The following is a 12,450-nucleotide window of genomic DNA, read 5'->3' as shown; positions in this document are numbered from 1 at the left end:
ATTAAAAAAGGAGCCTAGAGCTCCTTTTTGTTACTTATTATTTCTATTTCTTTCTTTATGTCGCTCATAAGCCTTAAGCTGACGTTGTAGCTCCTGTTTAATGGCAGGTTCTGGAGCATATTTTTCTTCCCAGTCATCTGGTTTTAAAATCTTGTGTGTAACTGGGTCAAAATGAGCTTTCCCATCAGGGAAGACCTTCCCCATATTCGCTTCATGAACAATATCAAAAATACGTTCTGGATCTACTCCCATCAAAACAAAACTACCGTATGTAAAATACAGTGTGTCAATCAAAGCATCCACTTGACCGACCAGATTTTGCTTCGCAGGCGTCTTTTTCGCCACTTTCTCTGCCGCCTTATCAAGTGCCTCATGCATGCTTGCAAGGGAGTTTTGGAATTCTTCCTCTGAAGAACTTGCTGCGCGGACAAACTCTACTAATTCTTCAATTTTAAAGTCTGCGCGGTAGGTTGCACCTTCAACATCCCATGCCTGTGGCTCTTCCTGAGTTCGTTCATCCATCATGTGGTGGAAGGTCTTGACTTTATTAAAGTGGTAGTCCCGACTGACAAACACTTTTTCTGAAGCTAAAACGCCAAAGTGCTCAAGCGCCTTGTGGATGCCATCTTGTTGATTACTTGCCGTAATGTGTTTAGCAACCTCTTTGGCACTGCTACTGCCATTTCCCATAGCGACTGACATACCGACACCTGCTAACATTTCCAGATCGTTGTCTGAATCGCCAAAGGCCATGACTTGGTTGAGAGCAAAGCCATATTCTTTCCCGACCCGACAAATGCCTTCTAGTTTGGAATTTCCTTGGTTAATGATATCTGCGGCAAAAGGATTGCTTCGAGTCAGTTTCAAGTCTTCAAAATCGGCTGCTGCCTTCTCAGATTCCTCTGGCGTCATCAGCATCAAAACTTGATAAATGGGTTGATTAATCAAGTTAAGCAAGTCGTCTTCTTTTTGAGGAACGGCCTTGCTGACCATTCGATTAAAGGAACGACTAACAGTTCTTGTCAGAACAGTTGGGATAAAACGACTAACCAGTTGCGAAAAGGATCCGAGACCAAATGACATAATTTTCGAACCAACAACGGCATGCTCGGTTCCAAGAGCGATTTCTTTACGCTCCTTTTTAGCATAAGCAATCAGTTGACGCAGGCTTGACTTAGCAATCGGACTTGCAAAGAGTACCTTTTCTTTATTAAAAATGTATTGACCATTGTAGGTCACCGCAAAGTCTAGGTCCAAGTCTTCCATCAATTCCTTGACAAAAAACGGCCCTCGTCCTGTCGCTACCCCGACAAGTACTCCTTGCTCTTTGACAATCTTAATCGCGTCCTTAGTGGATTTCAAAACACTCTTGCGATCGTTGACTAGCGTTCCATCGATATCAAAAAAAACAGCCTTGACTTCCATCCTATCCCATTCTCCCCTTTTGTGTTACAATGATTATACCACATTTCAGAAAGAGTGAGTAAATCATGCCTAAGAAAATCCTTGTTTTGCATACAGGTGGGACCATTTCCATGCAAGCAGACGCCACTGGTGCCGTTGTAACTAGTCAGGACAATCCCATGAACCATGTTTCCAATCCGCTTGAAGGGATTGAGGTTCATGCCCTAGACTTTTTTAATCTGCCAAGCCCTCATATCAAACCCAAGCATATGCTTGCACTCTATCATAAAATCAAAGAGGAAGCTGATAACTACGATGGTGTTGTCATCACACACGGTACAGATACCTTAGAAGAAACAGCTTACTTCCTTGATACCATGAAAATCCCGCCCATCCCCATCGTTCTAACAGGGGCCATGCGTAGTTCAAACGAACTTGGTAGCGATGGTGTTTATAACTATCTGAGCGCTTTGCGAGTTGCCAGCGATGACAAAGCAGCCGACAAGGGTGTACTGGTCGTCATGAACGACGAGATCCACGCAGCCAAGTATGTTACCAAAACTCATACGACCAACGTCAGCACCTTTCAAACCCCAACACATGGACCACTTGGCCTCATCATGAAGCAAGAAATCCTCTACTTTAAAACGGCTGAACCTCGTGTCCGGTTTGATCTCGAGCATATTCAAGGTCTAGTTCCCATCATCTCATCCTATGCCGGTATGACAGACGAGCTGATTGATATGTTAGACTTGGAACAGCTGGATGGCTTAGTCATTCAGGCTTTTGGAGCAGGCAATGTTCCCAAAGAAACAGCTCAAAAGTTGGAAAATCTCCTCCAAAAAGGGATTCCAGTCGCCTTGGTCTCACGATGTTTTAATGGTATTGCTGAACCTGTCTACGCCTACCAAGGTGGAGGGGTGCAGTTGCAACGAGCTGGTGTTTTCTTTGTCAAAGAACTCAACGCTCAAAAAGCGCGCCTCAAATTATTAATTGCCCTTAATGCTGGATTAAAAGGGAAGGCTTTGAAAGACTATATGGAAGGATAAAACTCTTCTCTAGAACGCAAAATCAGGAAATCCTCGCGATTCCCTGATTTTTTCTATTTACGTTTTCGTGTTGAACGACGTTCTGTCAAACCATGAGGTAGGAGAACTTCACGTTCTTCCAACTCTTCCTTATGCATAATCTTAGTCAACATACGCATGCTGATAGCACCTAAGTCATAAAGAGGTTGGGCAATAGTCGTCAAGTTTGGACGAGTGAATCGTGCAATTTGAGAGTCATCTGTCGTGATGATTTCAAACTCTTCTGGCACAGATACACCATGGTCAGCCAAACCATTCAACACACCCGCTGCCAATTCATCACCTGTTACAACTGCGGCTGTAGCTTGTGATGAAATCAAGCGTTCTGCCAAGACATAGCCATCGTCATAGCTGTATTTTGATTCAAAGACCAAACCCTCGCTATAAGAATGTCCAGCTTTTTTCAAGGCTTCCTTGTAACCGATCAAACGAACCTTGCCATTGATATCATCGACGAGTGGTCCACTCACAAAAGCAATTTTCTCATTTTCTTTGAGAAGATAGCTCACAGCATCAATCGTTGCTTGTTTGTAGTCGATATTCACACTTGGAAGTTGGTGTTCGACATCCACAGTACCAGCAAGAACAACCGGTGTCCGTGAACGAGAAAACTCTGAACGAATCTTTTCAGTCAAGTGATAGCCCATAAAGATAATCCCATCGACTTGTTTTGAAAAGAGAGTGTTAACCACTGAAACTTCCTTTTCATCATCCTCATCACTATTTGCTAGGACAATGTTATACTTGTACATTTCAGCAATGTCGTCAATTCCCTTAGCAAGCGTTGAGAAATAACCATTGGTAATGTTCGGAATCACAACTCCGACTGTCGTTGTTTTCTTGCTAGCTAAACCACGGGCTACCGCATTTGGACGATAGTCCAAGCGATCAATCACTTCTAGGACTTTTTTTCGAGTGTTCTCTTTAACATTCTTGTTGCCATTAACGACACGGCTAACTGTTGCCATCGAAACTCCTGCTTCACGGGCGACATCATAAATCGTTACTGTATCATCTGTGTTCATTCCGTTTCCTTTCTATAATGAAAATTTCGCTTTCACGCATCTACTTACTCCATTTTATCACTTATTGTAAACACTTTCAAGTATTTTTAGGAGAAACTTTGAAAAAATTTCATTCTTCATTCTCATTTTGAAAAGGCGAGTACGATTTCTTGATTTTTGAGATATTTTGCTGTATGATAAAGAAAAATAAAAGGGGGAGGAAAACATGGCTTTTACAAATACACAGAGACGATCCGCTAGTTTTGGTGTCGTGACCAGCCTGCCTGATGATGTCATTGACTCTTTATGGTATATTATTGATCATTTCCTGAAAAATGTCTTTGAATTAGAAGAAGAACTTGAGTTTCAACTGCTCAACAATAAGGGGACCATCACCTTCCATTTTTCTAGCCAGCACCTTCCGACTAGCATCGATTTTGATTTCAATCATCCTTTTGATCCGCTTTACCCGCCTAGGGTCCTTGTTTTAGACCTGGACGGCAGAGAAACCATCCTCCTTCCAGAAGAAAATGACCTATTTTAAAAAACTCTAGCTTCTCGGCGCAAACTGCTGAGGAACTAGAGTTTTCTTTTTCTAATAAATGGATCGACTGACAACTAGACCGTTTGGTTTTGTATACTCTAAGTCAAGGTAATCCTGATAAGTCCCTGGCACAATGAAACCTTGGGGACTCAATATATCAGTCCCAGCTTTTCCCACGATAGAGTCTGCCAGCAAGACACAGTTGGTACTGAGAACAAAGTAGGTCTTAAACTCGGATGAGCTGAATTTATAGAGGGTCGCATCTGCTTCCTCTTTCAGTTGGTAGGAGTAGGTATGCTTTACCTCGCCCTCTCTTCTTTTCATCAATTGAGAGCTCGGCTCCCAAGGAATTAACAAATCTTCTATTTCTTCTAAACGAGCTTGGATAGCAGCTTTCTGTTGGTCCGTCAAACTCAGACCGTAAGCAAACAAGGTCTTCTGACTTTCCCTCTTGCAGAGTTCGATGTATTTTTCCCGATTGGCCTTAAACAAAACACCGTCTCCAACCATGCCGAATAAACGCTCTGAGTGAGGATCATACGAGCCATAGGAAATAACCTTCCCTTGGTAACAAATATCCACATGTCCCATAGCGAGGAAGAAGGAGGTTTCTGAGGTATGGATAAAAATTTCCAGATCAACCGTCTGGTCGTTTTTTCTTTCTGAATGAACTTCCCCTTCTTGACTTTCATGACTTAACAGCCACTCATTCAATTTGCGCAAGGTACTGATAGGGATCAAAGCCGTCACAAAGATCGGCAGAGTCATTCGCATACGCCGCTTCAGCTTGGGATTGTTTTCTATCTTTTCAAAAAAGAAACCGTCCCGAAGGCTACTAGCCCCTAACATGAGCAAGTAAAACCCAAGCAAGAGCAATTCAAAATTCGCTGCATCGTGAAAAGGAGAGATGCTATAAAGCCCGAATCCTATCATCCATACAGCATCAAAGAGATGATGGAGCCGAGGATGAATAGAATTTTTTCGATAGAGAGACCAGGTCACAAGACTAATGCCACCCGTAAACAGCTGGTAGCTCGCAATGATAAAAACCAGGAGATAGAGGGCAAGGTCTTGCAAGATGATAGAGTCAAACACCAGAGCCGCAACCACCAGCTTAGCCAAGGTTACAAAGATGTTTTCCCGACGTTTTTTATCTTGAAACCAGCGAGTCAACAAGTGCCAAACTGCTGACAAGGAAAAGTAGCCCATCAGCAACTGATACCCCATTCGCGGAATAACTTGTCCAAAACGAATCAAGAGAAGCCCTAAAACAATAGCAAGTAGTCCCTCCCCGATACTCTTCCACTTGCTATAGGTCTCAGAAAGCTTAGGCATTTCCTTGCTCCAACTGGTCAACCAAGTAACGAATTGGTTGTTTTAAGATTGGATGGATAAAATGGGGGGCTATTTCCGCTAATGGCTCAAGGACAAAGAGGCGTTCTGCTATATAAGGATGAGGTAAGATGAGGTCGTCTGTATAGATGACTTGGTCCTCCACAAAGAGTAAGTCCAAATCAATCAAGCGAGGCCCCCAATGCACTTCTCTCACCCGTCCCATTTCTGACTCAATGGCGAATAATGTTTCTAACAAGACTGGTGCTGGTAGCCAGGTTTCTACTTCAATCACCTGATTGGCAAAGCTATCCTGCTCCACACCACCCCAAGGCTCCGTCGTCAAGACACTGGACTCTTTGAGAATATGGATGCCACGAGCTCGCAGGTTGTCAATGGCTTGCTCCAAGTTTGCTTGCTTATCTCCCATATTACTTCCCAGAGCGATAAAGGCCCGTTGTTTGCGACGGCGAATGGTCACCGAGCAGGTATCCAATGGTAAATGCACTGGAGCCCAAGGTTTTTTGAGTTCCAACTCAATCTCTTGGACAAGAGGATAGGTCTCAAAGGTACGTTCAACTAGTTTGTAGGCTACCGTTTCAATCAAATCCTCAGTGCTTTCCTGAAACCAGGTCGTCCACTGCTGACACAATTCTCCGTAATGGACAGAAGCTGTCAAATCCAATTCTGTCGCCGCCTTGGTCATATCATAAGATAAGCTTGCGGAAATAACAAACTTCTGCCCTAATTCCTTCTCACTAGGGAAAAGACCATGATAGGCAAAAATTTCCAAATCTTTAATCTGCAGTTGATCCATAACTTGTCCTTTCTAGAAAAATCCGCATGAAGCGGATTCTTTTTATACTCAATGAAAATCAAAGTGCAAACTGGGAAGCTAGCCACAGGCTGTACTGGAGTACGGCAAGGTGAAGCTGACGTGGTTTGAATTTGATTTTCGAAGGGTATTATAGTCCCATTAAACGATAAGCCTGATCTCTTAGGTCCTTATCTGTTTCAAATAGACCACGAGCGACTGTTGTCAAAGTCGCAGTACCTGGTTTTCTGACACCACGCATGCTCATACACATATGTTCGGCCTCAATGACAACAAAGGCTCCCTTAGCCCCCAGATAGTCCATCAAGGCATCGGCCACTTCGATATTCAACCGTTCTTGAATCTGTGGTTTTTTAGAATAAACTTCAACCGTACGGGCTAGCTTGGACAAACCTGCCACACGACCATTTGGAATGTAGGCAATGTGCGCCCTACCATAAAATGGCAAGAAGTGGTGTTCACACATGGTGTGGAAAAAAATATCCTTTTCCACTACCATATTATCGTCGATAATCTCAAAGGATTTTGACAAATGTTCCTCAGCAGTTTGGCCAAGACCTGAAAAAATCTCTTGGTACATACGGGCTACACGAGCAGGTGTTTCCTGCAAGCCCTCGCGGTTAGCGTCCTCACCAACAGCCTCAATAATCATTTTTATAGCCGTTTCAATCTTTTGTGTATCCATTCTCGTTCTTCCTCTCCATCAGATAGGCTCTCACTTGGCTCAAGAAATACAAGGAACCTGTGACAATCCTAACTGTTTGTTTCTCTTCTTTTTTATCTGTCAATTTCTGCTCTAGAAAATCCTGCCAACTTTGGTAGTTGAGATTTCTAGACTTGGCTATCTCTTTCAGCACGCTTTCATCCGTCGCCCGACTATCATCAAAATAAGTCAGAGTCAGTTGACTATCCGGCACCGTCTCTAGCAAATCCAACATATCCTCCAAAGCCTTGGTTTTGATACAAGTAAAGAGGATTTCCTTATGATAATCCGCAAAGCGTTCTTGTAAAGTAGTTAGCAAAGCCTTGATAGCGTGGGGATTATGAGCCCCATCCAAAATCATCATAGGTTCGCTAGACAGAACCTCCAAACGCCCTGTCCATCTGGTCTCTTTCAATGCTTGAGCAAGCAAGTCATTGCTAGCTAATTCTTGCCCAATCTCTTGGCAATAAATGTCTAGAAGAGCAAGTGCCATCCCTGCATTCTCGATCTGATGCAAACCAAGCAGACCTGTTTGAAAGCGACCTTGTCTGACAGGACTTGTATAGTCAAAGACCTCGCCTGTCACCACACTTTCTTGATGACCAACCTGATAATCTGTCCCATAGGCAATTCTCGGCGCATCTTTCCCTTCCGCAATGCGGTCAATAACAGCCAAGGCTTCTGGAGCAATGCGACCTGTCACCAAAGGAATGCCTTGTTTGATAATACCAGCTTTCTGTTCTGCTATGACCTCTACAGTATCACCAAGCAGGGCTACATGGTCCAAGCCAATAGTCGTAATTCCTGTCAGAATGGGCTGACAGACATTGGTGCTATCCAGAAGGCCACCCATGCCGACTTCCATGATAGCCACATCTACTAGCTCTGAGGCAAAGTAATCATAAGCTAAAGCTGTGATAATCTCAAACTCAGTTGTTCCCTGCAAATTGTCAGCAGATTCTCCCTCAAGCAAAGACTGATAGTCTGCCATGAGGGCTTCTAGCCTAGCCTCGGGAATGGATTCCCCATTAATGCTAATCTGATCCGTATAATGAATGAGATAGGGCGAGCTGAACACCCCAACTCTCAGTCCTAGCTTTTCCAGCATCTTTTTCAAAAAAGCAATGGTAGACCCCTTGCCGTTGGTCCCTCCGATATGGATGACCTTGAGTTTGAGATGGGGATTGCCTCGCAGAGCTAGGAGTTCTACCATGCGTTCCAAGCCAAAATGCGGTTGGTCCGTCCGGTAGTGGGCAATCCATTGATTGTTTTGAATTTCGTTCATCTTATTTATATTGTTTTAAATCTAGATTTTCTGCATCATCTGCCAATCGAATAGCTGACGCAATTTCAACCGCCATCCTGTGACTGGCTACATCGTGCACGCGCACCACTTCCACACCCTGTCTCGCAGCGATACTGGTTACATGAGCCGAAGCTGTGTCCCGATTGCGGAAACCGACTTCCGTTTCAGGATTGACTTCAAAGCCATTTTCCTCCAGGATATTAATGACAAACCGCTTACGCGAAACTCCAAGAAAGATCGGATATCCTTGCTGGTGTAATTTATCAAGGTCCCGTAGAAGGAGTAGATTTTCCTTCTTGGTGAGACCAAAGCCAATCCCTGGATCCAGCAAAATGTTTTCTCTTGCAATTCCAGCTTCCTCCGCTCTCGCTAGAGCACGTTCAAAGAAAGCCTCCATCAAGTCTTCGATTGGCACTTTTTCAAAGTCAGCTAACTCTTCTTCTGTAAAAGCTTGCCCAAAACCAAAATGAGGAAATATGAGTGAACTAGGGTGCTGAGGTCGAGCCATAACTGGATTAAACATGATAACCACTTTTGCTCCAGCCTTAGCAACCACATCCGCCATTTTTTCATCACCCATAAGACCCGTGATGTCATTTACCAGATTGGCACCAGCAGCCAAAGCAGCCTCTGCCACCTGACTTTTCCATGTATCGATAGAAATGAGGACATCACTTTCCTCACGGATAGCTTTAATCACTGGAACAACACGCTGGATTTCCTCTTCTATCTCAACATAGCTACTGCCCGGCCGAGTCGATTCTCCACCGATATCGAGCATGCACGCTCCTTCTGCTATCAATTTACGGGCTTGCTGGAGCGCCTGCTCAAGAGCAAAAAACTGCCCACCATCCGAAAAGGAATCTGGGGTTACATTGATAATGCCGCAAATGGCTGTTTTTACGTGGTTGACTTTATTGGACATAACGGTCACTTCCTTAAGGTTCTTTACCATATTATCTCTCTATTTTACCATAAAAAGAAAAAGATGGACACGCTAGTATTCATCTTTTCCAAGTAGGTCAATGGTTTAGAATGATAGACCTAGATTTCTACTAATCAATACCAATAAGGCCAACAAACAAAATGCAATACCATTGAGAATCATATGAAGCAAAATGGACATCTCCAAGCGCTCAGTCTTATAGGCTGTCCAAGTCAAAACCGTTGACATTCCTCCATAAATAATCACAGAAGGTAAATTGGTTGGCATATGGAGTAAGGCAAAGACGATTGCACCAACAACAAAGCCAAGTTTTTCTTTTCCACGGAAGATCTTTTTTGGAATAATTCCACGACACAAAATTTCTTCACAAATCGGCGCAATCAAGACTAGTAGGAAGAAAGTTGAAATCAAGGAACTATTCTGAACCAAACCATTCAGTATTGATTGGTTATTGGTTGTTGCCTCATTTGTTAGTCGAAGCAGGAGTGAACCCAAGAGATTTGTCGCAAAAATCACCAGATAACTCAGTACCAAGCGAGCCAAGTCTTTTGCCTTAAAAAAGGATAGATTAAAAGTAGCAAGTTGTGTTTTTCGTGCACCAATAATGAATACAATCAAAACGACTATGGATAGAGCACCTACTAAGAGCCCTGACTGTAAAATCGGAAACTGTTTGTTTGCTAAAAACAAAGCAAGTCCTATGGGAAATTGAGATAGAACAAAAGCTACCAAAAGGATGATCACCCATTTCCCTCTGTTTAAAACCTCTTGCCAAATCGTCTTATCTTTCATGATGTACCTCCTTATAATTAAAAAGGGGAGACTCCCCTTTTTCTATTATATCATTTATAGCGCCATACTGATATAGTTAAGGATAAACAAGGCATCCAAAATCCAAATCATCGCGTGCACGTCCTTTGCTTGACCTTTGACAACTTTTGTTAACGTATAAGTCAAGAAACCAACTGCAATCCCTTGTGTGATAGAGTAGCTGAATCCCATGAAGATAGATGTAAAGAAGGCAGGGACAGCTTCAGCCATATCATCCCAATGGATGTTTTTCAAACTACCAAGCATCATAATCCCAACGATAATCAAAATTGGAGCCGTCGCAGCTGATGGAACAATTGCCAAAAGTGGACTAAAGAAACTTGAAATTGCAAAACAAATCGCAACCACTAAGGCAGTTAATCCAGTACGTCCACCTGCACCAATACCAGCAGCAGACTCGACATAAGTCGTTACGTTTGAAGTACCTGCGATGGCACCAATTGAAGTACCAATCAAGTCAGAGTAAAGAGCCTTATCTAACTTATCTGATTGGTGATTTTCACCATTTGTTGCTACGATACCGACTTTTTCACCTGTACCGATCAAAGTACCAATTGTGTCAAAAATATCTGTCAACGAGAAGGCCAGAATAGCCATAAGTGTTTCCGGTAGACGAGCAGTGTCTGAGATTAAAGCACCCAATCCTTGTGAGCCAAGTGCTGCACCAAAGATTGTCTTCAAATCTTCAAAGGCTGCACCTACATGGTTATTAGAAAAATCAATGCTTGATACATCAACCAAACCAACAGCGATAGCAAGAACTGTCGTTGTTAGAATAGAAAGGATGATTCCTCCCTTGATACCCTTAATAACAAAGAAAATCGTAATCGCCAAACCTGCAATAGCCACTAAAACAGCCGGATTATTAAAGCTAACCAAGCCTGGAACTGCTGAAGAATTTGCTGTAATGGCTGCTTGCGCCTTATCAGCACCTTCACCGGCAACTGTATAATTTCCTGGATCGATAGAGAATTTCAAAAGGCCAGCATTCTTAATCCCTACATAAGCAAGAAAGACACCGATACCTGCTGAAATCGCAGAACGAAGAGCGTTTGGAATTGACTCAATGATCATTTTCCGAACATTTGTTAAGGTAATGATTAGTGAAATAATCCCACAGATAAAGACCATAGCCAAGGCCTCTTGCCATGAATAACCAAGTCCAAATACGACTGTAAAGGTAAAGAAGGCATTGAGTCCCATACCTGGTGCTTGAGCGTATGGCAGGTTCGCATAGAAGGCCATCATCAGGGTACCAGCTACTGCACCAATAATCGTTGCTAGGAAGACACCTTGAGCAGGCATCCCTGTCTGCGCAAGCATTTGTGGGTTTACAAAGAGAATGTAACTCATTGCAAAGAAAGTTGTTAAACCAGCGAGAACCTCCGTACGAACGTCTGTTCCGTTCTCTTTTAGTTTAAATAGTTTGTCCATCATAAATCTCCTTTTGTTTTTTACGAACAATATGAGTATTATATCATTTATCATTCACCTTTTCAATATGTTTGTTTGAATTATTTAACAAAATGAAATTTTTATTTTTTGTTTTGAGTCTGTTTTTCTTCTTTCTTTTTGATATAATAGTAGACATCTTATCTGGAATCTACTAGGAAGGTTTATATGACAAAAAAAATTATTGCAGTCGATTTGGACGGAACCTTGCTCAATAGCGAAAGCAAGCTCTCCGATTTTACCAAAGAGACAATCAAAAAAATTTCAGAAAAAGGGCACCATGTTATCATCACGACGGGGCGTCCGTATCGCATGGCAAAAGACTTCTACCGCGAACTAGAGCTACATACTCCTATGATTAACTTTAATGGTTCCCTTACCCATCTACCAGGACAGGCTTGGGAGCACGAAAGATGCTTAACCTTGGACAAAAAATATCTCCTAGATATGGTCAAACGTAAAGAGGATATCCAGGCCGACTTTATTGCAGGAGAATACCGTAAGAAATTTTACATTACAGCTCCGAATGAAGAAATTGCGGACCCTAAACTATTTGGCGTAGAGAACTTCCAACCAGAAAATCAATTCAAACCCGAACGAGTAACCAAGAATCCTAACTGCATTCTCTTGCAAACAAGGGTTGAGGACAAATACGCTCTAGCGGACGAGATGAATCGTTTTTATCAGCACCAACTAGCTATCAACACCTGGGGTGGGCCACTCAACATCCTCGAGTGTACTCCCAAGGGTGTAAACAAAGCCTTTGCTCTAGAGTACTTGCTCAATGTTATGAATCGTGATAAAAAAGACTTAATCGCCTTTGGTGATGAACATAATGATACGGAAATGTTGGCATTTGCAGGCAAGGGATATGCTATGAAAAACGCCAATCCTTCTCTCCTTCCATATGCAGACGAACAACTTCCTCTAACCAATGAAGAAGACGGGGTAGCTCACGCTTTACAAAATTTATTCCTATAAAAAGGAAGATTCCTATCCTGCAAT

At 42.7% G+C, this 12,450-nt stretch carries 12 protein-coding genes; 3 read left to right on the top strand and 9 right to left on the bottom strand.

All coding sequences use genetic code 11. From position 1 onward, the window contains the following. Positions 1 to 30: 30 nt before the first annotated feature. The gene (locus HMPREF1518_RS08305) at positions 31 to 1,425 is read right to left on the bottom strand and encodes a Cof-type HAD-IIB family hydrolase (RefSeq protein WP_033585476.1); all 1,395 of its coding nucleotides are present in this window, start codon (positions 1,423 to 1,425) and stop codon (positions 31 to 33) included. A 65-nt stretch (positions 1,426 to 1,490) separates the two neighbouring features. On the opposite strand from HMPREF1518_RS08305, the gene HMPREF1518_RS08300 reads away from it, so the two are divergent. Further along, positions 1,491 to 2,453, top strand: a complete 963-nt coding sequence (locus tag HMPREF1518_RS08300) for an asparaginase (protein ID WP_033585474.1) — start codon at positions 1,491 to 1,493, stop codon at positions 2,451 to 2,453. A gap of 53 nt (positions 2,454 to 2,506) precedes the next feature. Here HMPREF1518_RS08300 and ccpA read toward each other — a convergent pair whose 3' ends face one another. Further along, complete coding sequence (gene ccpA / locus HMPREF1518_RS08295; RefSeq protein ID WP_007519606.1) at positions 2,507 to 3,517, bottom strand: catabolite control protein A; 1,011 nt, start codon at positions 3,515 to 3,517, stop codon at positions 2,507 to 2,509. A gap of 205 nt (positions 3,518 to 3,722) precedes the next feature. Here ccpA and HMPREF1518_RS08290 point away from each other — a divergent pair, with 205 nt between their 5' ends. Further along, entirely contained in the window at positions 3,723 to 4,040 is a 318-nt protein-coding gene (locus tag HMPREF1518_RS08290; RefSeq protein WP_000886045.1) for a DUF960 domain-containing protein, read from the top strand. Between the two features lie 51 nt (positions 4,041 to 4,091). On the opposite strand, the gene HMPREF1518_RS08285 is transcribed toward HMPREF1518_RS08290, so the two are convergent. The 7 genes from HMPREF1518_RS08285 to HMPREF1518_RS08255 all read right to left on the bottom strand — a co-directional run bounded on the left by HMPREF1518_RS08285 (position 4,092) and on the right by HMPREF1518_RS08255 (position 11,427). Next, positions 4,092 to 5,375, bottom strand: a complete 1,284-nt coding sequence (locus HMPREF1518_RS08285) for a membrane protein (RefSeq protein ID WP_033585472.1) — start codon at positions 5,373 to 5,375, stop codon at positions 4,092 to 4,094. Next, a complete protein-coding gene (gene folK / locus HMPREF1518_RS08280) occupies positions 5,368 to 6,189 on the bottom strand; it encodes a 2-amino-4-hydroxy-6-hydroxymethyldihydropteridine diphosphokinase (RefSeq protein WP_033585470.1) in 822 nt (273 codons plus the stop codon). The genes HMPREF1518_RS08285 and folK overlap by 8 nt, the downstream gene beginning before the upstream one ends. Before the next feature lie 148 nt (positions 6,190 to 6,337). Beyond that, positions 6,338 to 6,892: a GTP cyclohydrolase I FolE gene (folE, locus tag HMPREF1518_RS08275; protein ID WP_033585468.1), complete on the bottom strand. Its 555-nt coding sequence runs from the start codon at positions 6,890 to 6,892 to the stop codon at positions 6,338 to 6,340. Further along, positions 6,873 to 8,195, bottom strand: a complete 1,323-nt coding sequence (locus tag HMPREF1518_RS08270; protein ID WP_033585466.1) for a bifunctional folylpolyglutamate synthase/dihydrofolate synthase — start codon at positions 8,193 to 8,195, stop codon at positions 6,873 to 6,875. The genes folE and HMPREF1518_RS08270 overlap by 20 nt, the downstream gene beginning before the upstream one ends. Before the next feature lies 1 nt (position 8,196). Then, the gene (gene folP, locus HMPREF1518_RS08265) at positions 8,197 to 9,171 is read right to left on the bottom strand and encodes a dihydropteroate synthase (RefSeq protein ID WP_033585464.1); all 975 of its coding nucleotides are present in this window, start codon (positions 9,169 to 9,171) and stop codon (positions 8,197 to 8,199) included. A 75-nt stretch (positions 9,172 to 9,246) separates the two neighbouring features. Further along, a complete protein-coding gene (locus HMPREF1518_RS08260; RefSeq protein WP_033585462.1) occupies positions 9,247 to 9,954 on the bottom strand; it encodes a CPBP family intramembrane glutamic endopeptidase in 708 nt (235 codons plus the stop codon). Between the two features lie 54 nt (positions 9,955 to 10,008). Continuing rightward, on the bottom strand, positions 10,009 to 11,427 hold the full coding sequence (locus HMPREF1518_RS08255; RefSeq protein ID WP_007522449.1) for an NCS2 family permease: 1,419 nt from the start codon (positions 11,425 to 11,427) through the stop codon (positions 10,009 to 10,011). Between the two features lie 186 nt (positions 11,428 to 11,613). Between HMPREF1518_RS08255 and HMPREF1518_RS08250 the strand changes: the two genes are divergently transcribed. Continuing rightward, positions 11,614 to 12,426 carry a Cof-type HAD-IIB family hydrolase gene (locus HMPREF1518_RS08250; RefSeq protein WP_033585460.1) on the top strand — a complete coding sequence of 271 codons (813 nt, stop codon included), beginning with the start codon at positions 11,614 to 11,616 and terminating at the stop codon, positions 12,424 to 12,426. Positions 12,427 to 12,450 lie beyond the last annotated feature (24 nt).

Origin of the sequence: Streptococcus sp. SR1, assembly GCF_000526075.1 — a bacterium.
GTDB classification, from domain to species: Bacteria; Bacillota; Bacilli; order Lactobacillales; family Streptococcaceae; genus Streptococcus; species Streptococcus halitosis.
Note: the sequence above shows the minus strand (reverse complement) of the source record. Positions and strands in the feature narration are given on the sequence as shown.